The organism is Oceaniradius stylonematis (genome assembly GCF_965223445.1).
Classification (GTDB): domain Bacteria; phylum Pseudomonadota; class Alphaproteobacteria; order Rhizobiales; family Rhizobiaceae; genus Roseitalea; species Roseitalea stylonematis.
On sequence record NZ_OZ244994.1, the window covers coordinates 1,620,001 to 1,641,526 of the forward strand.

20 protein-coding genes and 1 tRNA gene (1 of these 21 cut by a window edge) are annotated in these 21,526 nt (G+C 64.7%); 8 read left to right on the forward strand and 13 right to left on the reverse strand.

The annotated features are described in order from the left end of the window. On the forward strand, positions 1–1,808 hold the 3' portion of the coding sequence (locus ACOQOU_RS07965; protein WP_109765571.1) for a M23 family metallopeptidase. It extends 157 nt beyond the left edge of the window; the window shows 1,808 of its 1,965 coding nt (coding positions 158–1,965); its start codon lies off the left edge, out of view; its stop codon occupies positions 1,806–1,808. Positions 1,809–1,825: 17 nt separating this feature from the next. On the opposite strand, the gene ACOQOU_RS07970 is transcribed toward ACOQOU_RS07965, so the two are convergent. The 4 genes from ACOQOU_RS07970 to ACOQOU_RS07985 all read right to left on the reverse strand — a co-directional run bounded on the left by ACOQOU_RS07970 (position 1,826) and on the right by ACOQOU_RS07985 (position 6,136). Then, entirely contained in the window at positions 1,826–3,334 is a 1,509-nt protein-coding gene (locus tag ACOQOU_RS07970) for an MFS transporter (protein WP_306025518.1), read from the reverse strand. Between the two features lie 111 nt (positions 3,335–3,445). Further along, on the reverse strand, positions 3,446–4,375 hold the full coding sequence (locus tag ACOQOU_RS07975) for an electron transfer flavoprotein subunit alpha/FixB family protein (protein ID WP_306025517.1): 930 nt from the start codon (positions 4,373–4,375) through the stop codon (positions 3,446–3,448). A gap of 21 nt (positions 4,376–4,396) precedes the next feature. Continuing rightward, positions 4,397–5,146, reverse strand: a complete 750-nt coding sequence (locus ACOQOU_RS07980; protein ID WP_109765574.1) for an electron transfer flavoprotein subunit beta/FixA family protein — start codon at positions 5,144–5,146, stop codon at positions 4,397–4,399. 222 nt (positions 5,147–5,368) lie between these two features. After that, positions 5,369–6,136 (reverse strand): rhomboid family intramembrane serine protease, encoded by a 768-nt coding sequence (locus ACOQOU_RS07985; protein WP_306025516.1) that lies wholly within the window; start codon positions 6,134–6,136, stop codon positions 5,369–5,371. Positions 6,137–6,260: 124 nt separating this feature from the next. Between ACOQOU_RS07985 and ACOQOU_RS07990 the strand changes: the two genes are divergently transcribed. Continuing rightward, positions 6,261–7,139, forward strand: coding sequence for a bifunctional helix-turn-helix transcriptional regulator/GNAT family N-acetyltransferase (locus ACOQOU_RS07990; RefSeq protein ID WP_306025515.1), 879 nt, complete (start codon positions 6,261–6,263; stop codon positions 7,137–7,139). A gap of 13 nt (positions 7,140–7,152) precedes the next feature. Here the strand turns inward: ACOQOU_RS07990 and ACOQOU_RS07995 are convergent, their stop codons facing one another. The 3 genes from ACOQOU_RS07995 to ACOQOU_RS08005 are packed head-to-tail and all read right to left on the reverse strand — an operon-like array spanning position 7,153 to position 8,815. Beyond that, the gene (locus ACOQOU_RS07995) at positions 7,153–7,731 is read right to left on the reverse strand and encodes a cob(I)yrinic acid a,c-diamide adenosyltransferase (RefSeq protein WP_109765576.1); all 579 of its coding nucleotides are present in this window, start codon (positions 7,729–7,731) and stop codon (positions 7,153–7,155) included. Positions 7,732–7,737: 6 nt separating this feature from the next. After that, on the reverse strand, positions 7,738–7,947 hold the full coding sequence (locus ACOQOU_RS08000; RefSeq protein WP_109765577.1) for a twin transmembrane helix small protein: 210 nt from the start codon (positions 7,945–7,947) through the stop codon (positions 7,738–7,740). Positions 7,948–7,981: 34 nt separating this feature from the next. Continuing rightward, positions 7,982–8,815, reverse strand: a complete 834-nt coding sequence (locus ACOQOU_RS08005) for an SDR family NAD(P)-dependent oxidoreductase (RefSeq protein ID WP_109765782.1) — start codon at positions 8,813–8,815, stop codon at positions 7,982–7,984. Between the two features lie 72 nt (positions 8,816–8,887). Between ACOQOU_RS08005 and ACOQOU_RS08010 the strand changes: the two genes are divergently transcribed. Both ACOQOU_RS08010 and ACOQOU_RS08015 read left to right on the forward strand, forming a co-directional pair. After that, positions 8,888–9,775, forward strand: a complete 888-nt coding sequence (locus tag ACOQOU_RS08010; RefSeq protein ID WP_306025514.1) for a YihY/virulence factor BrkB family protein — start codon at positions 8,888–8,890, stop codon at positions 9,773–9,775. 110 nt (positions 9,776–9,885) lie between these two features. Next, positions 9,886–10,179 (forward strand): hypothetical protein, encoded by a 294-nt coding sequence (locus ACOQOU_RS08015; RefSeq protein ID WP_306025513.1) that lies wholly within the window; start codon positions 9,886–9,888, stop codon positions 10,177–10,179. A gap of 19 nt (positions 10,180–10,198) precedes the next feature. Here ACOQOU_RS08015 and gluQRS read toward each other — a convergent pair whose 3' ends face one another. Next, a complete protein-coding gene (gene gluQRS, locus ACOQOU_RS08020) occupies positions 10,199–11,068 on the reverse strand; it encodes a tRNA glutamyl-Q(34) synthetase GluQRS (RefSeq protein WP_306025526.1) in 870 nt (289 codons plus the stop codon). Between the two features lie 87 nt (positions 11,069–11,155). Here gluQRS and ACOQOU_RS08025 point away from each other — a divergent pair, with 87 nt between their 5' ends. Both ACOQOU_RS08025 and ACOQOU_RS08030 read left to right on the forward strand, forming a co-directional pair. Beyond that, positions 11,156–11,803 (forward strand): DNA-3-methyladenine glycosylase family protein, encoded by a 648-nt coding sequence (locus ACOQOU_RS08025; protein ID WP_306025512.1) that lies wholly within the window; start codon positions 11,156–11,158, stop codon positions 11,801–11,803. A 133-nt stretch (positions 11,804–11,936) separates the two neighbouring features. Beyond that, positions 11,937–12,494: an HNH endonuclease gene (locus ACOQOU_RS08030; protein ID WP_109765580.1), complete on the forward strand. Its 558-nt coding sequence runs from the start codon at positions 11,937–11,939 to the stop codon at positions 12,492–12,494. Between the two features lie 9 nt (positions 12,495–12,503). Here the strand turns inward: ACOQOU_RS08030 and ACOQOU_RS08035 are convergent, their stop codons facing one another. After that, on the reverse strand, positions 12,504–13,019 hold the full coding sequence (locus ACOQOU_RS08035; RefSeq protein WP_109765581.1) for a disulfide bond formation protein B: 516 nt from the start codon (positions 13,017–13,019) through the stop codon (positions 12,504–12,506). Positions 13,020–13,059: 40 nt separating this feature from the next. After that, positions 13,060–13,701 (reverse strand): exopolysaccharide biosynthesis protein, encoded by a 642-nt coding sequence (locus tag ACOQOU_RS08040; RefSeq protein ID WP_109765785.1) that lies wholly within the window; start codon positions 13,699–13,701, stop codon positions 13,060–13,062. Between the two features lie 153 nt (positions 13,702–13,854). Here ACOQOU_RS08040 and ACOQOU_RS08045 point away from each other — a divergent pair. Then, positions 13,855–13,939: transfer RNA gene (locus tag ACOQOU_RS08045), tRNA-Leu, on the forward strand. Positions 13,940–13,960: 21 nt separating this feature from the next. After that, the gene (locus ACOQOU_RS08050; RefSeq protein ID WP_306025511.1) at positions 13,961–15,565 is read left to right on the forward strand and encodes an AMP-binding protein; all 1,605 of its coding nucleotides are present in this window, start codon (positions 13,961–13,963) and stop codon (positions 15,563–15,565) included. A 6-nt stretch (positions 15,566–15,571) separates the two neighbouring features. Here the strand turns inward: ACOQOU_RS08050 and ACOQOU_RS08055 are convergent, their stop codons facing one another. From ACOQOU_RS08055 to secA, 3 genes are all read right to left on the reverse strand, one after another. Continuing rightward, positions 15,572–16,843: a GNAT family N-acetyltransferase gene (locus ACOQOU_RS08055; RefSeq protein WP_306025510.1), complete on the reverse strand. Its 1,272-nt coding sequence runs from the start codon at positions 16,841–16,843 to the stop codon at positions 15,572–15,574. Between the two features lie 4 nt (positions 16,844–16,847). Beyond that, the gene (locus tag ACOQOU_RS08060; RefSeq protein WP_306025509.1) at positions 16,848–18,254 is read right to left on the reverse strand and encodes a lipopolysaccharide biosynthesis protein; all 1,407 of its coding nucleotides are present in this window, start codon (positions 18,252–18,254) and stop codon (positions 16,848–16,850) included. A 173-nt stretch (positions 18,255–18,427) separates the two neighbouring features. After that, the gene (gene secA, locus ACOQOU_RS08065; protein WP_306025508.1) at positions 18,428–21,295 is read right to left on the reverse strand and encodes a preprotein translocase subunit SecA; all 2,868 of its coding nucleotides are present in this window, start codon (positions 21,293–21,295) and stop codon (positions 18,428–18,430) included. Between the last annotated feature and the right edge of the window lie 231 nt (positions 21,296–21,526).

The window sequence follows — 21,526 nt, forward strand, 5'->3', positions numbered from 1 at the left end:
CGCTGTTTGCCGCGCTCGACGGCAAGCAGTTTCTGGCAACGCCCCCGGAGATCGCCTCGCAGAAGGGCCATGACAGGCATGGCGAAGATGCGGTCAAGACCGCGCGCCTTGTCGGCAACTCCGTCCAGGTTGCGACCCCTCCGACCGATCGGCGCCGGATGAGCGTTTCCACCGTCACACGCACGAGCGATGCGGACGTGGTCCGCACCAAGCCGTTCGAACATTTGTCGATCGCGCTTGCCGCCGCACGGCCCGTCGAGGCCGACTATCCGCCCTTCAATCCGCTGACCATCTTTGCCGAACCCGGTCAGCCCGATGCGGAGCCCGACAATCAGCCTGCCAGCAGCTTCATCTACGGCGCCAGCATCGAGACCGGCGCATCCATCCGTGTCACTGAATTCGTCTTCGACGATGGCGAGGTTTATGACACCGCGTTCGAGATCAGCGAATGGGAGGCCGAGGAGGCCGTGCGTGCCAGCGCCGACATTCTGACCGAAGGCGCGATCGAAGTGGCCTCGCTGCACTATATCGACCCGCGCCGCTTCGGGCTCGACAATCCGCTTCTGGAAGGGATCGCCACGACGGGTTCGCAGGCCCGCATCGTTCAGCAGAATGTTTCGGTGGCCGAGCCGGACGATGATGACAGCGCCACCGTCTATGCCGAAGACCTGATCACGGTCGATGAAGCCGGCGAACTGGCTGTGCTGATGGAGGCATCGGGCCATCGCGGCAGCCTGGAAATGGCCGAGGCGCTTTCGACACTGTTGAACGCGGAGACCATCAGGGCCGGCCACGCCATCCGGCTTGGCCTTGTCGAGGACAATGGCGCAGACAGTCGCCGCATCGTACGCGCAACGGTCTATTCGGGCCGCAACCATGTGTTGACGATCGCCCTTAACGATCAGGACCAGTTCGTCCCGGCCCCCGAGCCGGTCGACACCGGCATCATGCGACACATGAATGCGCGCGACCGTGCGCCGGAACTGCCGACGGCACAGGATCTGCCAAGCGTCTATGATGCGATCTATCGTGGCGTTCTTGCCTACGAGCTGCCGCAGCCCATTGCGTCGAAGATCGTGCGGATGGTCGCCGCCGATGTCGATTTCCGCTCGGCGGTCAATCCCGGCGATTCGCTCGAACTGTTCTATTCGGTTCCCGAGGAGGGCGGGGAGGATGTGCGCGAAGTGCTTTTCGTGCGCGCCACGTTCGGCGGCCAGTCGCGCAAATACTACAAGTTCCGCAGCGCCGACGGCACTTACGACTATTATGACGAGGAGGGGCGCAGCGCCCGCCAGTTCCTCCTTCGCAACCCGGTGCCCACCGGCAAGTTCCGCTCCGGCTTCGGCATGCGGCGCCACCCGATCCTCGGCTATTCGCGCATGCATTGGGGCGCCGACTGGGCCGCGCCGCGCGGCACGCCCATCATCGCACCCGGCCACGGCACCGTCATCGAAGCCGGATGGAACAGCGGCTACGGCAAGCAGACCGTGATCCGCCACGCCAACGGCTACGAGACCTCCTATTCGCACCAGAGCCGGTTCGCCAAGGGCATCCAGCCCGGCGCCAAGGTTCGCCAGGGCCAGGTGATCGGCTACATCGGCTCGACCGGCCTTTCGACCGGCCCGCACCTGCACTACGAGATGAGCGTCAACGGCAAGCGCGTCGATCCGATGCGTGTCCGCCTGCCCGACGGCAAGACGCTGAACGGCGATGAACTCATCGCCTTCAAACGCGAACGCGACCGCATCAACGCGCTTCTGGAAATCGAACTGGAAGAGCCGACGGAAGTTGCGCGCGCCGACGGCTGACCGGCCGACGATCGGCCCTACCCGGCATCCGCCTTTCCGCTGCGCGGCAGCGTCGTCCACGCGATGGCCGCCGAGACCGCCGACAGAACCGCCGTCACCCCGGCGATCGCCGCAAACGTCAGCGTCGTGGCATCGGCATGGGCCCTGGCCACGGATGGAGCGGCATTCTCGACGATCTCGCCGAAGCTCGTCTCGCCGCCACCCATCAGCACCGGATAGAGCGCCGCGGCCAGCAGCCCCATCGCCGCGACAGTCACCAGCCCGGCCATGCGCGACACCGCGTTGTTGATCCCCGACGCGGTGCCCGTATCGTCATCGTCGACCGAGGTCATCACCGCCGTCGACAGGGGCGAGACCAGAAGCGCCATGCCGAAAGCCGATATCGCCATGAGCGGCATCACGCCGAGCCAGTAGTTCTGCGTCTGCACTGTCAGCGCCAGCACGCCGTAGGACATTGCGACGATAAGCGAGCCGGCCGTAACGGGCCATGCCGGTCCGTGACGGTCGGCATAGTCGCCAGCCCTTCCGGAAAACAGCCCGACCATGACCGTGATCGGCACGAACATAAGCGATGCGGCGGCCTCGGTGACGCCCCAGCCGCCAATGACGGTCATCGGCAGGTAGAAAAGCATCGCCGAAAGACCGAAATAGAGCGTGAAGGTCAGCATGTTGGCGCCCGAGAACGCGCGGTTGGCAAACAAGGTGAGCGGCACCATCGGCGCCGTACACCGCCGCTCCCACCAGATGAAGAGGACGACCAGAACCGCGCACAGGCCGATGGCCAGCGTGACCGCGCCCGCGCCGGGCACGCTGCCTTCGCCGCCACCGCCGGTCAGCCCGAATGCCAGCACGAACAGCGCCAGCGTGATCAGTCCGCCGCCGACAAGGTCCAGACGCCGCCGGCCCGTCGCTTCGTCGGGCGGCACCAGAAACCACAGCATCGCCAGCGCGATCGCCCCGAACGGCAGATTGATCGCAAACAGCAATCGCCACGCCGAATCGCCGAGAACGCTCAGCGCCGCACCGCCCAGAATGGGCCCGGCCGCGGTGGTCAGCGCCGATGCCGCGGCCCAGATGCCGATCGCCTTGCCGCGCTCATCGGCCGGATAGGCCTTGGCGATGATCGCCAGGCTGCCGGGCACCATGATCGCCGCGCCGATCCCCTGCACTGCGCGGGCGACGATCAGCGTCTCGGCATTGGTCGCGATCGCGCAACAGAGCGACGCGACCGTGAACACGCAGATGCCGATCATGAAGACTCGCCGCAGGCCGTAGCGGTCGCCCGCCGCGCCGCCGATCAGGATGAGCGAGGACAGAAACAGCATGTAGGCGTTGCTGATCCACAATGCCTCGGCAAGCGTGGCCGGCAGTGTCGCCCGGATGGCGGGCGTGGCGATCGACACGACCGAGCCGTCGATGAAGCCCATCGACGAGGCGAGGATTGCCGCGACCAGCACGAAGCGCCGCCGCTGTCTGGGGCAGAAGGTCCGGCTTGGTGCCGCAATGTCGCTCGCCGCCTCGGCCATGGCGCGCCCCGTTCCGCCGGGACGCTAAGCGATCGAGGTTGCCCAGGCAAAGAAAAAGGCCGGGCTGAATGCAGCCCGGCCCCTGAGTGCCATTAGACGCGGAATACGCCGTCAGAGTGCTTTTTCAAGTTCGGGCAGGACGTCGAAGAGGTCTGCGACGAGGCCATAGTCCGCGACCTGGAAGATCGGCGCATCCTCATCCTTGTTGATGGCAACGATGACCTTCGAATCCTTCATGCCGGCCAGATGCTGGATCGCCCCTGAAATGCCAGCGGCGATGTAGAGTTCGGGCGCGACCACCTTGCCCGTCTGGCCAACCTGCCAGTCGTTCGGCGCATAACCCGCGTCGACCGCGGCGCGCGAGGCACCGACGGCGGCGCCCAGCTTGTCGGCAACCGGCAGGATGACTTCCTCGAACTTTTCCGACGAGCCCAGCGCCCGACCGCCCGAGATGATGATCTTGGCCGATGTCAGTTCCGGCCGGTCGCCGCCCGACAGCTCGGTCGACACATAGGAAGACAGGCCCGGATCGGCGGCCGCATCGATGGTCTCGACGCTGGCGCTGCCGCTCTCGCCCGCCGCGTTGAAGGAGGCCGTCCGCACGGTGATCACCTTCTTGGCGTCCGACGACTGCACGGTCTGGATCGCGTTACCCGCATAGATGGGCCGCTTGAACGTGTCGGCGGAGACCACGTCGGTGATCTCGGAGATCTGCATCACGTCGAGCAGGGCGGCCACACGCGGCATGATGTTCTTGCCGTTGGTGGTCGCCGCCGCGATCAGCACGTCATAGTCGCCGGCAAGGCCGGCGATCAGCGCAGCCATCGGCTCGGCCAGCTGATGTTCGAGCGATGCATCCTCGGCGAGCAGCACCTTGGCGACGCCGTCCAGCTTGGCGGCGGCATCGGCAACTGCCTGCGCGCCCTGGCCTGCGACCAGCACATGCACGTCGCCGCCAATGTCCTTGGCGGCGCTCAGCGCCTTGGCGGTCTGGTCGGAAAGGGTTGCGTTGTCGTGTTCTGCAATCAGAAGAATTGTCATTTTGCTTTTCGCTCCCCGCCCTTAAAGGACACCCGCTTCGTTCTTCAGCTTATCGACGAGTTCGGCAACATCGGCGACCTTGACGCCCGCCTTGCGGCCTTCCGGCTCCTCCGTTTTCAGAACGGTCAGGCGCGGCGCGGCATCGACGCCGTAATCGCCCGGCGTCTTTTCGTCGATCGGCTTCTTCTTGGCCTTCATGATGTTGGGCAGCGAGGCATAGCGCGGCTCGTTCAGGCGCAGATCGGTCGTCACGATGGCAGGCATCGAAATCTGGACCGTCTGCAGGCCGCCATCGACTTCTCGCGTGACATTGGCCTTGTCGCCATCGATCTCGACCTTGGAGGCGAAGGTGCCCTGGCTCCAGCCGAGCAGCGCCGCCAGCATCTGGCCGGTCTGGTTGGCATCGTCGTCGATCGCCTGCTTGCCCAGGATAACCAGGCCCGGCTGTTCCTCGTCGACAATGCCCTTGAGGATCTTGGCCACGGCCAGCGGTTCGACGATGTCGTCATGCTTGACCAGAATGCCCCGGTCGGCGCCCATCGCCAACGCCGTGCGCAGCGTCTCGGTCGCCTTGTCCGGACCGATCGACACCACGACGATCTCGTCGGCCTGGCCAGCTTCCTTCATGCGGATCGCCTGCTCGACGGAAATCTCGTCGAACGGGTTCATGGACATCTTCACATTGGCCAGTTCGACGCCCGACCCGTCACCCTTGACCCGAATCTTCACATTGTAATCGACAACCCGCTTCACCGGGACAAGGATCTTCATCGCACCATCTCTCCCTTTCGCCGAACCGGCATTGACCGGCCCTGCCCGTTAGTCGTCCGCGGGCGGCGAGGCTTGCGCATTGCCGACATGCCGCGTCGGCCCGTGGATGCATGGATTGAGGCCGGCGCGCAAGCCCGGTCAGCACCGAACCGCACATTTGCGGCCTCGTATCGAATTTTGACGTTTACGTCAACGTTAAAGCTGGTCGCTTCAACAAGCCGGTCACGACCCGCCGCGCCCCCATGGGCCGTGCGTCGGCGCAGGCGGGCGGGAGACGTCGACCTCCACCGCTTGCGGCGTGCGGATCTCCCGGTCGAACAGCGGCACGCCGCGGCGCCGCAAGACGAGAACCAGCGCCATGCCGGCGACGATGCCGCCAATATGAGCGGCCCACGACACCTGGTCGTCGGCCATCAGCGCAATCATCGCGAACTGGAACCCGATCCAGAGCCCCAGCGGAATCCAAGCCGGCAGCGGCAACGGGATGCGGCCCAGAACCAGCACCCAGACGCGGACGCGCGGATGCAGGAGCAGATAGGCGCCGACGATCCCGGCAACGGCCCCGGACGCGCCGATCAGCGGCGCAGCGGAAGCCGGGTCCATCAGACCGTGCGCCAGAGCGCCGGCGATCGCGCATAGGAGATAGAAGATCAGGAACCGGAAATGGCCCATCGCGTCCTCGACATTGTCGCCGAACACCCACAGGAACAGCATGTTGCCGCCAAGGTGCCAGAAATCGCCGTGCAGGAATGAATAGCTGACCAGCGACATTTCCTCCGGAATCCAGACCAGTTCGGGCGGCAGTTCGGCGAAATCGTTGACGACGGCGGGCGTGTAGCCGAGCGAGGTGACGGTTGCAAAAAGTCCCGCTTCAGTCGCCGCCAGGTTGACGCCGAGAAAGATGAGGACATTGGCGGCAATGATTGCCAGCGTCACATATTGCAGCCTGATATGCTTGAGCCGGTTGGCATCGTGCAGCGGCACAAACATCGATAGCGGACCCCGGCGACTGTTTGCGCCATTAGAGCGGAGCCAGGCCGCCAGTTCAATCGGCAAATGCGGCATGTCCCGACCAGACATTGACCCGAGATTTTATCTGACTAAAGTCAGATAAATGGAACATGACCCGATTTCCCGTTACCGGCGGTTCAGCCGCGCAGTCACGCGACAGGTGGGCGCGCTGGACCAGTCCTTTCTGGGACGCGACCGGCCGCTTGGCGCAGCGCGCGTCCTGAATGCCGTCGGACAAGGCCGGTGCGATGTTGCCGACATCCGGACCTATCTGGGGCTCGATTCGGGTCTGGCCAGCCGCCTGCTGCGCAGTTTGGAAGATGAAGGGCTCATCGAAACCCGGACCCATCCCGATGACGGACGCAGGCGTATCGTCGAACTCACGGATGCCGGTCGTACCGAATTCAACGCCTATGAAAACTTGTCCGACGAGGCCGCCGACCGGTTCCTGTCCGACCATCCGGCTCCGGACGCGCTTCTGGAAGCAATGGACTTCATCGCCACCGCCATGAACCGCCATGCCGTCGCCATCGAGCGGGTCGACCCGACCAGTGGCGATGCCCGCTACGGCCTCGAGCGCTACTACGCCGAACTGGCCCGGAGGTTCGAGGAGGGCTTTGACGTCTCGCTTTCGTGCGATCCCGAAGCGTCGGACATGGTGCCGCCGCGCGGCGCGTTTCTGGTCGCCCTCTCCGATGGCCTGCCCGTCGGATGCGTCGGCCTGAAAGGAAACGGCAGCACGCTCGGCGAGGTCAAACGGCTGTGGGTCGCGCCCGATGCGCGCGGTGCCGGCCTGGGCAAGCGCCTGATGGCCGCCATCGAAGACGAAGCCCGCGCCCTGTCGATGGACACGCTGCGTCTCGACACCAACCGCGCCCTGCCCGAGGCCTATGAGCTCTACAGCCGGAGCGGCTGGAAACAGATCGACCGCTTCAACGACGATCCCTATCCGGATTTCTTCTTTGAGAAGCGTCTGACCTAGGTCATTCGCGCCATCACCGGTTCTTGCCCGGCACCCACAAGACGTCACCCGCGCCATTGTCGTTGACGACGCGCGCCGCGACAAAGAGGAAATCGGAGACACGGTTCATGTAGCGCAGCGCTACCGGGTTGACGTGTTCGCCCGGCTGTTCGGCCAGTTCGACCATGTCTCGTTCGGCACGGCGCGACACCGTGCGGGCCAGATGAAGCGCCGCCGCCGCTTCGCTGCCGCCGGGCAGCACGAACGAACGCAGCGGTTGCAGACCGGCATTGAGCGCATCGATATCCGCTTCGATCCGGGTCACCTGCGCATCGGTGATCCGGAGCGGTTCATAGTCGAGCTTCTCTTCGCTCTCCGGCGTTGCCAGGTCCGCGCCGAGATCGAACATGTCGTTCTGGATGCGCGACAGCATCCGGTCGAGGTCGGCATCGGCGCCCGTGTGCAGCCGCGCCATGCCGATGCAGGCATTGGCCTCGTCGACCGTCCCGTAGGCGCTCACCCGCCGGTCATATTTCAGGCGCCGCTCGCCAGTGCCAAGCGCCGTCGTGCCGTCATCGCCCGTCTTGGTGTAGATCTTGTTCAGAACGACCATCGGCCCTTATCCCGCTCCGCTGCTGCCCTGCCGGGCAAGATAGACAACCAGCACGATGATCACCACCGCAACGAACTGCAAAAACACCCGCAACTGCATCAGCTTGTTGGAGACGTTGGCGTCACCCTGCTTCATCATGTTGCGCAGGCCGGCAAGAAGCACGGCAAACACGGCGAGCATGGCGAGGATCGCCAGATAGAACAATGGACCTGACATGGACTGTTCCCGGTTGGAAAGACTGGGTCTGAACCTAGGCGCCGCGCGCCAGGAGTCGATAGAGAAGGTCGGACGGGGCGACACGTTTGCCCAGCGCGGCAAGGCGTGTCTGCGGCGTGACATGGTAATGGGGCCGCGGCCGTGCGTCGGTCAAGGCAGCCGACAGCGCCCGGTAGCACCAGTCCAGCGCCTTGCCGCCATCGTCCCCGGTGCCGCCGGCGCGCAACTGTTCGAGCCGCGCGCGATAGGCTTCGGCGTGCACCGAACCCTTGACGTCGATGAAGCGCTCGATCCAGGGCAGCGTGTTCATCGCGAACCTTGAGGGGACCGGCCCCGGCTCGATCAGGCTGACATGGATGCCCGATCCGGCAAGCTCCTGACGCAGGGTCAGCATCAGCCCCTCGAGCGCATATTTGGACGCGGTGTAGGCGCCGCGCAGCGGCACCGGCACGAAGCCGAGCACCGAGGAATTGTGCACGATCCGCCCTGCGCCCTGTTGCCGCATCGCCGGAACGGCCAGCCGGGTCAGGTGATGCCAGCCGAACAAGTTGGCCTCGAACTGGGCACGCAGCGCATCCACCGGCACATCCTCGACCGCGCCCGGCTGCGCATAGGCGCCATTGTTGAAAAGCGCGTCGATCCGGCCACCGGTTGCCTCCATCGCAAAGGCGAAACAGCCATCGATCGAGCTCGGCTCGCAATAGTCCAGATAGACCGCATCGAACCCCTCGCCGCGCAGCCGCTCCAGATCGGTTTCCTTGCGCGCGGTCACGACGACGTGCCAGCCGTCGGCGCGCAGTCGGCCGGCACAGTGCGCGCCGATGCCCGACGAGCATCCGGTGACGACGATGGCGGGTTTGCGTGTCATGATCCCAGCGCTTAGTTTGGCGGCGCGCTTTTGCATAGTCGGCGGGCGCGGGCAATTCAAACCGGCAAGGCGATGCTGAGACAGTTTCTGATCACGCGCCGTATCCTGCGCGATGCGTTCGGTCACTTCAACGAAACCGACGGCTGGGCGCTGGCCAGCCATGTCGCGCTGTCGACGCTGCTCGCGATCTTCCCGTTCCTGATCTTTGCGACGACGCTCGCCACCTTCTTGGGCGCCGACCGGTTCGCCGAGGTTGCGGTGCATCTGGTGTTCGACACCTGGCCCGAGCGGATCGCCGCGCCCATCGCCCGCGAGGTCGAAAGCGTCCTGACCGTGCAGCGCGGCGGCCTGCTGACGATTTCGGTCATCGTCGCCGCGGTCTTCGCCTCCAACGGCATCGAAGCCTTGAGGGTCGCGCTCAACCGGGCCTACCGGGTGACCGAAACGCGATCCTTCACCTTCATGCGCCTGCAGAGTCTTCTGTTCGTCGTCATCGCCACCATCGGCTTCATGGCGATCAGTTTTCTTCTGGTCCTTGCGCCGCTTGCCTATCGGCTGGCCGAGCAATGGGTGCCCGGCATGGAGACCGTGTCCTTCTCGATCGGCTTCTGGCGATACGTCGTCGCATTGTCCGTTTTGATCACCGGACTGTTCGTCGTCCACAAATGGCTCCCGGACGGCAAGCGCAGCCTCGGATCGCTCGTGCCCGGCATCGCGCTGACCATTCTGGCGTGGCTGATCGGAGCCGGTGTCTTCGCCGCCTATCTGGAACGGTTTGCCACCTATGTGACGACCTATGCGGGCCTGGCATCGATCATGATCGCGCTGGTCTTCCTCTACATCATCTCGGCGATCTTCATCCTCGGGGCCGAGATCAACGCGGCAATCCTGCGATATCGCGCCGCACGCGCCATCGTCGTCCCCGCCCGGGGCAATACGGCCGACCAGCCGGCCGAGTAGGTTTTTGGTAAACGGCCGGTAAACCGCGCAAGCCGGATTTGCCGGGCGGCATCGACGAAACCGCAACTCCAGCCTGTCACAATTGCGCCGTCACAGGAGTAGTGCACGTCATGCTCACGGACCTTGACACGACAACGCTCATGATCGCAGCCCTCGCCATTGGCGCTGCCGGCTTCTTCACCGGCCTGGCCATGGACGGCGTGATGCAGGAAGACGGCTTCGGCGTGGCCGGCAACATGGCCATTCTGGTGGCCGGCGCCCTGATCGGCGTGCATTTCGGCAGCACTGTCCGCCTGCCGATCGACGCCATGGCCGCCGATGCCGTGCGGGGGGTCACCGGTGGCTTTGTGTGCCTGACCCTGCTGGCATTGATCAAGAACATGCTCGGCCGCTTCGGCTTCTGAGGCGCAGCCCTCGCAAGGTCTAAACGGCCTCCGGCAATCCGACCATGCGGCGAACATCGCCGGGCGTCATGCCGGCTTCCCGCAACGCGGCCAGCGCCGTGTCGCCCCGGCTTTTCGACAGTTTGCGCGTACCGTCATCATCCATCACCAGATCATGATGGTGATAGACCGGACGCGGCAGGCACAAAAGGTCCTGCAACAGAACATGCGCCGAGGTCGCCATGAAGAGGTCGCGCCCACGCACCACATGGGTCACGCCCTGCAGCGCGTCATCGACGACCACCGACAGATGATAACTGGTCGGCGTGTCCCGGCGCGCCAGGACGAAGTCGCCCCAGACCGCGGGATCGGCCGCCTGCCATCCGGTCTCGCCGGCCGGACCCGTGCCTTCCTCCATCCAGCCCAATTGGTCCCGTGCGCCAAGATGGTCGAGCGCGGCCGCAACATCGAGCCGCCAAACGCCACCCTCCTCCTCATCCCCCTCGTGTTCGCGGCCGGGGAACAGCGGCGCGCCATCCGGATCGCGCGGCCAGAGGACGCCTTCGGCCTCGTGCGCTTCAACGAGGCGGCGAATGTCGCCACGGCTCATCGCCGAGCGATAGGCCAGCCCGGCATCGGTCAGCGCCTCCAGCGCCGCGCGGTAATCGGCGAAATGCTCTGACTGGCGCCGCACCGGCTCTTCCCATTCAAGCCCCAGCCATGCGAGATCTTCGAGCATGCGCGCTTCGAGCTCCGGCGTACAGCGGACCGTGTCGATGTCCTCGATGCGCATCAGGAACCGGCCGCCGGCAGCGCGCGCCATGTCGAAGTTCAAAAGCGCCGAATAGGCGTGGCCGAGATGCAAAAGGCCATTGGGGCTCGGCGCGAAACGGAAGACGGGTGTCACGATCACTCCCGACATGCTCAGGGGTGCCAAGGGTGCGCATCTGTGGCACACCTTCATGCCGAACGAAACCAGCCAAACCGCACCGGCATGATGGACGCGCCCCAAACGATCGAGACCCATGACGACATCGCCACCGGGCTGGTCCATCTGGCGCGCGCGGACGCGGCACTGGCGCGACTGCTCGATGACGTTGACCATGTGCCGCTGCGGCGCACCGAGCCGGGCTTTGCCAGCCTTGCCGGCATTATCGTGTCGCAGCAGGTCTCCAAACAGAGCGCCGATGCGATCACCGGCCGGATGGTCCGGCTCGTCGATCCGCTGACGCCGGACAGTTTCATGACGGCCGGCGAAACCGTGTGGCGCGAGATCGGCCTGTCGCGGCCCAAGCAGCGGACGCTTTGCGCCATATGCGATGCGATCGACGCCGGAGCGCTCGACCTTGACGGGCTGTGCGCGATCGACGCCGGAGCGGCGATCGCCGCGATGACCGAGGTCAAGGGGATCGGCCCCTGGACTGCCGAAGTCTACCTTCTGTTCGCCGCCGGCCACCGTGACATCTTCCCCGCCGGCGATCTTGCTCTGCAAGTCGCTGCCGCGTCGGCCTACGGGCTCGATGGCCGGCCAGACGACAAGGCGCTGCGCGCCATGGCCGAATCATGGAGCCCGTGGCGCGGCGTTGCCGCCCGCCTTTTGTGGGCCTGGTACGGCCAGACGACCGGCAGGACGGTCTTGCCATGATGACGGTGGCGCACCAAGCCTTTGAAACTTTTCCGCTTTCGTATAGACCGACGAAATCGTGTGCAGCTTCACAAGGCTGTCACAAGGGGGTAATTATAAGGCGCGTAAGGGACAGAACTGAAAGGGGTCAGTTTTGACAGTAGCGGTTTCGCCGGAGGCCCTTCCCTCCCTGGTGCTGAATGCAGACTACCGTCCGCTGAGTTACTACCCGCTGTCAATCTGGTCCTGGCAGGACGCCATCAAGGCCGTCTTCCTGGACCGCGTGAACATCGTCGCCGAATATGATCACGAGGTCCATTCCCCGTCGGCGGCGATGCGTCTGCCGAGCGTCGTGTCGCTCAAGCAATACGTCAAACCCGCGCTCTACCCCGCCTTCACCCGCTTCAACGTCTTCCTGCGCGATCATTTCGAATGCCAGTATTGCGGCTCACTCGATGACCTGACTTTCGACCACCTGATCCCGCGCCGGTTCGGCGGCCAGACGACCTGGGAAAACATCGTCACCGCCTGTTCGCCGTGCAATCTGCGCAAGGGCGGGCGGATGCCGCACAACACCGACATGAAGCCGCGTCAGATGCCGTTCCAGCCGACCGTGCATGATCTGCACAACAATGGCCGCAGCTTCCCGCCGAACTATCTTCACGAGAGCTGGATGGACTATTTGTACTGGGACGTCGAGCTGGAGCCGTAGGCGGCTCTTTCATCGCGCCGGGCGCGTCGCCAGGAAAAAGGCCACAGCCGCCAGGCCAAGGCTGGCGATCACGTTCCATCCCGCAAAGGACAGGCCGAGAAACCGCCCGGCCGCATCGTCACAGGCCGGCGGCGTCACCGCGTCCAGATCGGCCAGAAGGCTGCCCGCATCGGTCGCAAGGCCCGATGTGGCCGATGTCGCGCAATCGGCCGGCCCGGGCCAGAAGGCCCATTCGACGCCCGCATGATAGACGCCGAGATAGAGGCCGTAGACCATCAAGAGCCCCGCCACGACCAGCGCGCCGCGCGTCAGGATCGAAGGCCAGTCGAGCACCGCGGCCAGCGCGGCGAACAGCGCGAGGGGAATGCCGGCATAATAGGGTGTGCGCTGCTCAAGGCACAAAGCGCACGGGATAAAGCCACCGACATGTTCGAAGGCGAGCGCCGTGCCAACGACGATCGCCATCGCAACGGCCAAGGCCAGCGCGCCGAAGAACCGAGAGCGTGCAGGTGAAGCGATATCCATGAAGCGCGTCTTTCAGCCAGATTATGGCGGCGGCGTGGTATCAGGCGAAGAACCGGTCGACAAGGAAGTAGATCAGAGCCGGCCCGCCGACGGCCAGCAGCAGAACCCAGGCCAGCCCGACCAGCAGACCGGCAATCACGAACAGCCCGTCGCGCTCGATCAGACCGACCGCCGCCAGCGAGACGCCGAAGCCGGGCACGGTGTTGGTCAGCGGCAGCGGCACCAGGATGGACAGGCAGGGAACGACCAGAAGCGCGCCGATGACCCGTGTGCCACGATCGCCCGTCAGCCCGACGAGACGCGGATGGGCGAGCCGCTCGACGAAACCGCCGCCATAGCGCCGTGTCCGATCGACGACGTCAAGCAGGCTTTCGACGGGAAGACGTCGCTTGCGCAGCGTTTCGGGCAGCCATGGCGCGCGCCGGCCCATCGCCATCTGCCAGGCCAGAACCACCATCGGCAGGGCCACAAGCTGCGGCAGAAGATAAACGAAGGGCAGGCAGCAGGGCAGCGCCAGGATCAGCAGCAAGAGACCGAAGGCGCGCTCTTCCATCGCATCGCTGAGCTCCCCCAGCGTGATCTCGGCGGAAATGTCACCGCCGTTCTGCGAGCGTAGAATATGCTCGATCTTGGCCAGTGCGCCGCGCGGCGTTGCGGCGTCTGCCGCCGATGTCTGCGTCATGGCTGCCCGTTTCCGATGCGGTTGCGCGTCGTTTTCGCGCTCATAGCAGAGATGGTTTAGCCGCAAACCCCAAAGATTGCCTAAATGCCGCCGACCGCCCCGCCTTGACGGATCGGGGCAGCGCCAATAGACGTTTTTGCGGCCTGACGGTCAGCCCCTTTGGCGGAATTGGTAGACGCGCCGGATTCAAAATCCGGTTCCTTCGGGAGTTCCGGTTCGACCCCGGAAGGGGGCACCATCGTTTTCCTGAAAGGCGGACATGCTTCCCGCCAATCCGAAAAATTTCGACGATCTGCACGCCCGCTTCGCCTGGAACCTGCCGGCGCGGTTCAACATCGGCACCGCATGTTCGGACACTGTCGCGCAGAGACATCCGGACCGACCTGCAATCATCGAATTCGCCGAAGGGCAAAGGTCGGCGACCAGCTTCGGCGATCTGGCGCGGCGCTCGACGCGCCTTGCGGCCGCCCTGGCAGCCCGTGGGATCGGGCGCGGCGACCGGATCGCGATCATGGTGCCGCAGTCGGCCGACGCCGCGATTGTCCATCTCGCCACCTACAAGCTCGGCGCCATCGCCGTGCCGCTTGCCACCCAGTTCGGTCCCGATGCAATCGCCTACAGGCTGCGCACATCGGGCGCCCGCGCGTTCGTCGCTTTCGGCAAAGGCATCGCCCGCGCCCGCGAAACCGGCGCGCTCGACAAACTGGATCTCGTCGCCGAAGCGGGCGCACTCTCGAACAAGGCTGGCGCGCTCGAAACGCTGATCGCAACGGGCGGGCCGGATTTTGCACCGGTCGACACGGTACCCGACGACCCGGCGATGATGCTGTTCACCTCCGGCACGACCGGCCAGCCCAAGGGCACGCTGCACGGCCATCGGGTCCTTCTCGGCCATCTGCCGGGCATCGAGTTGGCGCAGAATTTCATGCCGCAGGCGGGCGACGTCTTCTGGACGCCGTCAGACTGGGCCTGGGCCGGCGGATTGCTCAACGCGCTGTTGCCTGCGCTTTGTCACGGCGTTCCCGTCGTTGCTGCGCTTGCGCCCAAATTCGAGCCAGTCTGGGCACTGGAGGTGATGAAACGGTGCGCGGTGACCAATGTCTTCCTGCCGCCCACCGCGTTGCGCATGATCCTCGGCGGCGGCACTGCAACCGAAGAACTGTCACTTCGCGTCATCGGCACGGCCGGCGAGGCCCTCGGCCGCCAGACCCACCAGCGCGCCATGGACATGTTCGGCGTGCCGGTCAACGAGTTCTACGGCCAGACCGAGTGCAACGCGATGCTGGCCAATTGCGCCGCGCTCGGCATCAACCGCCCCGGCGCGATGGGAAAGCCGGTGCCCGGCCACGAGGTTGCAATCCTGCGCCCGGACGGAAGCCACGCCGATCCGGGTGAGTCGGGAGAGGTCGCGGTCAAAGCGCCCGACCCGGTCCAGTTCCTCGGCTATTGGAACGACGAGGCCGCAACACGGGCCAAACATCGCGACGGCTGGCTTCTGACCGGCGATTCGGGCCGAATGGACGCTGACGGCTATTTCCACTTCGTCGGTCGCTTGGACGATGTGATCACATCGTCCGGCTACCGGATCGGCCCATCCGAGATCGAGGATTGCCTCGCCGCCCATCCCGACGTCGAGATGGCGGCCGTCATCGGCAAGCCGGATCCGGTACGCACCGAGATCGTTGCCGCTTTCGTCAAATTGCGGGACGGCGTGACCGGCGACGAGGTGCGCAAGCGGGCAATTGCCGCCTTCGTCAAGACCCGGCTGTCGGCGCACGAATATCCGCGCGAGATCAATTTCGTCGAATCCATCCCGCTGACCGAGTCGGGCAAGGTCATCCGCCGGCATTTCCGGCAAGGCTGATCGCCCTCAGCGCCGCGACAAGAGCGCGTTGAACCGCTTGCGCACGTGTCGCGCGGTCGTGCGCGTGGATTTGTAGAGTTCGATCTGCGCCGCGGCCTGGCGCACCTCGCGGTCGCGGCCCTGCTCCAGGCCGATCACCAGCGTCACAAGCTCGCGCCGTTCCTGCCACAGGCGGCTCATCACCGGATGGTCGGGCGGCGCGCAACTGTCGGCGCTGACGATGTTGGGATCGTCGAGCAGCGCTTCGGTCACCCGCCACATCAGCAGCATGCCGGGCGAGGAGGCCGACAGGGTCTCGTCGAACGTCGTCTTCCACGTCCATGCCCGTCCGGCATCGACGAAGACGATCAGCGAGGCGATGACGCGGTCGCCAAGCCGCAATTCGTGAATGCGGCACTTGTCGCGCGAGGCAAGCGCGTTGACCGCCTCGCGGGCGAATGCGGCTCGGTAGCGGTCCGCTGCCAGCGAGGAGCGATGGCGGCCCTTCCAGCCGGCATTTTCGAGCAGCAGATACTCTTCCATCGCGATGCGCACCGCCTCGGGGGCGCGGGCGATCTCGTAGCTCAGGCCGCCCTGCTGGTCGAGCCGCCGCCACAGGCGACCCAGATTGCGCCGGTGATGGCTGCTGATGGCGTCGGCAAGATAGGCGTCGGCATCCTGCGTGGCATCGAGAACCGGGCGTTGAATCGGGCTCGTCGTCGCCACAGGCAGGCCGTAGGAAAGTGCGATCGACCGGAACAGCGAGACAACCGGACTGTCGATGAACACGTCCGGCAGGGCCAGAACCTTGGGCAGCGGCACCGACGGCAGCGCCAGCGTCTGCATCAGATCGTCGATGATCTGGCCGCTTTCGCGCCGCTCGACCAGCGGCACGCCATAGGGACCGAACGGATTGGCCCAGGCACGGATCAGGTCGGGCCCGATCCGGAAACCCGGCTTTTCGACCGTATAGGGCATGAGGAACCGGGTGTTGGCGGCCGCCTCGTCGCGGTCCTGCAGGACCATCAGGAAGACCTTGCGGTCGTCGAGGCGCGGCATGGCCGGCACCGAAAAGCGCGGCGAGAAGAAGATGTTGGGTTCGACCGTGTAGTTCGTAACCGGATCGATATCGTCGAATATGTCAAAGCCCGCGCCGGCCGGGTAGACGGCGAACTTGCGGTTTCCCTTTGTCAGTCGGCTGGCCGGGACCGCCGCTCTGTCGTCGGGCAACGCCGTTCCCGGCATGATCGGCGGGCCACCGTCTGCAACGTCTTCCTCGATCACCGGCAGTGCGGACATGGCCTCAACGATCCGTTTTTCTGGCTGGCATGAAAACCAACATGCGCACGCCAATACGCGACCAAACCAGTTGATAAAGCGCAAACGTTTCGACGATCGTGGCGATCAGCGTGGCCAGCGCGGCGCCGTACAGACCGTAGACCGGAATCATCAGTGCATTGAGCGCAACATTGATCGCCAGCACGCCGCCGAAAAGCGCCGCGCAGACATTCTGGTTGCCCGACATGGTCAAGAGGCTCTCGGCGGGGCCGATCGCGGCGCGCAACACAACGCCGGCCGCCAGAATGAAAAGGAGCGGATAGCCGCGCCCGAAATCCGCGCCGAACATGGACAACAGCAGCGGGCCGGCGAGCAGGATCATGCCGGCCATCGCAAGCGAGGGCCAGAACGTCCAGTTGACCGAACGCCGTGCGAGGTCGTGCAGCGCCGACTTGTCGGTATCGTCGATGCGCGCCGCGAACCGGTGCGCAACACCCGCCTTGACGGCGAAATAGACGAAGTGGACGAGTGCCAGCGTCTTCACGGTCGCGAAATAGACGGCCGTGTCGTCCGGACGCATCAGCGCGCCGACCATCAGCACATCGGCATTGACGAGCAGGAAGAAAAATCCTTCGACCAGAAAGATCGGCAGCGACACGGAAACCCACAACGGCAATTCGGTGCGGTGCGGCCCGGGCGGAAAATGCCGGTCGAGCGAAACCGTGACGACGATCAGTTGGCCCAGCGTGGTCAGATAGGTGGCGAGCACCGCACAGACCAGTGCGGTCACGCCGTTGACGGGATAGTTGAGCGCCCATGCGCCGACCAGAAAGGCGAGGATGAGCAAGGGGCGCAGTATGTAGGTCGGTCCCAGCGACCGGATGGACCAGCCATTGGCCCGTGCGGTGCCGGTGAGCGTGTCGCCCAGCGCGATCATCGGCAGCGCCAGCGCGCCGATCATGAACGGGACGACATAGTAGGACTGGAACCATGACGATCCGAAATGGGCCGCGGCCATGGCAAGCGCGGTCATCGCCGTCGACGTCGCCAGGACAAAAATCCGGCCAGCCAGCAACAGCCCGCGCACGCGGTCCAGATCGCCGCGCTCGCGATATTGCGGCAGGAAGCGGACAATCGCCGTGTGAAAGCCGAAGCAGGACAGGTTGCCGATGATGATCATCGAAACCCAGACCAAGACGAACACGCCATATTCGAACGCGCCCATCAACCGGGCCAGCGCGACCTGGGACAAAAAGGCGATGGCCGCGCTCGCCACGCGGATCGAAAACGCCACCAGCGTCGTGCGCTGTGCCGCGCTTGCTTCGTCGGTTCCATTCACTAGCCGGTCCACAAGGCCGGCAAGCGGTTGCGCCCGGCGGCTGAGAGCCTCGGGAAGGACCTGTTCGATGGTTTGGGCGGCGGAAAAACGCAAACCCTGTCGCTCCGCTCATTCGTGTGCGAATAGCGTTAGCCGATCGGGCTTAAGAATTGGTTCGTCGGTCCGGCATTTGTCCTGCCGCAGGGGAAAGTTTCGGTGGCGGCAGCACATGGCCTAAGCCGTGCGACAGCCGGCTCCGATGTGCCCGGGCATGGCCATGGCCGCGATCAAACGAACGCGCCGTGGCAATGCTTGAACTTCTTGCCCGAGCCACACGGGCAGGCCTCGTTGCGGCCCACCTTTCCCCACGTGTTGGGATCGTCGGGATTGCGCTCTTCGGGGGCCACCTGACCGGTCGCCGCCGCGATGATGCCAGCGGCGGTGCGAGCGGCGCCATTGTCGGCCATCTCGTTCTCGCCGGTAACGGGGTCGGCATGCTGCGCCTGCATCGGCGGCGCCTCGGGTCCGGGCGCCTGTGCGGCTTCCTGAACGATCTCGACCCGCATCAGCTGCGCGGTAACGACCTTGCGCAGGTTGGCGAGCATCGACTGGAACAGCTCGAACGCCTCGGACTTGTATTCCTGCAGCGGATCGCGCTGGCCATAGCCCCGGAAACCGATCACCGAGCGCAGATGATCGAGATTGACCAGGTGCTCGCGCCACAGATGATCGAGCGTCTGCAGGATGATCGATTTCTCCACATAAGCCATGATCTCCGGGCCGAAACGCTCGGCCCGTTCGGAGGCCGCCTTGTCGGCCGCCTCGCGCAGCCGTTCGAGAATGTCGTCTTCGGCAATGCCTTCCTCGGCGGCCCATTCATCAACCGGCAGATCGAGATTGAGCGACTTGACCACCTCTTCCTTCAGGCCCTCTACATCCCATTGTTCTGCATAGGCTTTTTCCGGAATGTGATCGGTCACCAAGGTCTCGATGACCTCGTGGCGCATTTCCGCGACCGTTTCGGCGACATTGACGCCGTCCATCAGTTCGAGCCGCTGCTCGAACACGACCGTGCGCTGGTCGTTCATCACGTCGTCGAACTTCAGAAGGTTCTTGCGGATGTCGAAGTTGCGCGCCTCGACTTTCTTCTGCGCCTTTTCAAGCGCCTTGTTGATCCAGGGGTGGACGATCGCCTCGCCTTCCTTCAGGCCGAGCTTCTGCAGCATGCCGTCCATCCGGTCCGAACCGAAAATGCGCATCAGATCGTCGGCCAGCGACAGGTAGAATTTCGACCGTCCGGGGTCGCCCTGACGGCCCGACCGGCCGCGCAACTGATTGTCGATGCGCCGGCTTTCGTGCCGCTCGGTCGCCAGAACGTAAAGGCCGCCGGCCTCGAGCGCCTGCTGCTTGAGCGCTTCGACCTCGGCCTCGATCGCCTTTTCCTTGGCATCCCGATCCGGCCCTTGGGGCATGTCGCCAAGTTCCTGCGCGACCCGCATCTCGGCATTGCCGCCCAGTTTGATGTCGGTGCCGCGACCGGCCATGTTGGTGGCGATCGTCACCGCGCCCGGAACACCGGCCTGTGCGACGATGAAGGCTTCGCGCTCGTGCTGGCGCGCATTGAGCACTTCATGCGTCACGCCGCCATTCTTGATCGCGCGGTCGACATGCGCCAGCCCCTCTTCCAGCCATTGGCGCAGTTCGGGCTCCTTGCCCTCCTTGAGGGCGTCCAGCCGGCCCTGCAGCCTGTCGCGCAGCGCCTTGAGGAATTTCTTGTCGCCCAGCATGCGGGCCAGCATTTCCGACTTCTCGATCGACGTCGTGCCGACCAGCACCGGCTGCTTGCGCTGCTGCGCATCGATGATGTCGATCACCACCGCATCGTATTTTTCCTCGACGGTGCGGTAGACCTCGTCATCCTCGTCGATGCGCTTGACCGGCAGGTTGGTCGGGATTTCGACCACGCCGAGCCCGTAAATGTTACCGAACTCCTCGGCCTCCGTCGCCGCCGTACCGGTCATGCCGGCCAGCTTTTCATACATGCGGAAGTAATTCTGGAAGGTGACCGAGGCAAGCGTCTGGTTCTCGGGCTGGATGGTCACCTTCTCCTTGGCTTCCAACGCCTGGTGCAGGCCTTCCGAGAAGCGCCGGCCCGGCATCTGGCGGCCCGTGAACTCGTCGATGATGACCAGATCGTCGCCCTTGACGATGTAGTCCTTGTCACGCTGGAACAGCCTGTGCGCCTTCAGCGCATTGTTGAGATGATGGACGATCGAGACATTCTCGACGTCATAGAGGTTCTCGCCCTTCAAGAGGCCGGCTTCGGCGAGCATGCGCTCGATCTTCTCCGTCCCCTCTTCGGTGAAGGTCGCCGAGCGCTGCTTCTCGTCGATCTCGTAATCCTCGGCGACCAGCCCGGGAATGAAGGTGTCGATCTGCACATAAAGTTCCGAACGATCCTCGAGTGGCCCGGAAATGATCAGCGGCGTGCGCGCCTCGTCGATCAGGATCGAGTCCACCTCGTCGACGATCGCGAAATTGTGACCGCGCTGCACCATCTGCGCGCGCTCATATTTCATGTTGTCGCGCAGATAATCGAAGCCAAGTTCGTTGTTGGTGCCATAGGTGACGTCGCACTCGTACGCCGCCTGCCGCCGGGCGTCGTCCATGCCGTGGACGATGACGCCCACGCTCAGTCCCAGGAACTGGTAGAGCTTGCCCATCCATTCCGCATCGCGCCCGGCCAGATAATCGTTGACCGTGACGACATGCACGCCCTTGCCCGAAAGCGCGTTCAGATAGACCGGCAGCGTGGCGACCAGCGTCTTGCCCTCGCCCGTGCGCATTTCGGCGATCGAGCCTTCATGCAGCACCATGCCGCCGATGAGCTGCACGTCGAACGGCCGCATGCCCAGCGCCCGTTTGGAACCCTCGCGCACGACGGCGAAGGCTTCAACCAGGAGATCGTCGAGGCTTTCGCCGCCCTTGATCCGCTCGCGGAAAGCCTCCGTCTTGCCGCGCAACTCCTCGTCGCTCAGCGCCTCCATCTCCGCTTCCAGAGCATTGATGGCGGCGACGCGCGGCCGCTCGGACTTGATGCGCCGGTCGTTGGCGGATCCGAAGAGTGAGCGGGCAATGCCCCCAAGACTGACCATGAATGGCGGCCCTTTCGTAAGAACGGTCTAGGTCATGCAATTCTGCTGCCCGCGTCCCGGGCGGATTGCGGCGCCCCAACCCGGAAAACAGGCCAACTGCACGGTGGACGCCGGTTGGGTGGACAGATAAGAGTGGCACAAATGCTTGTCAACGCCGCCGCCGGCCACGCTTTCGCTCGCCGTTCGGCCACCCGGCAGGTTCCTCGATCCCAACGGCAGGTCGCCGTCGCT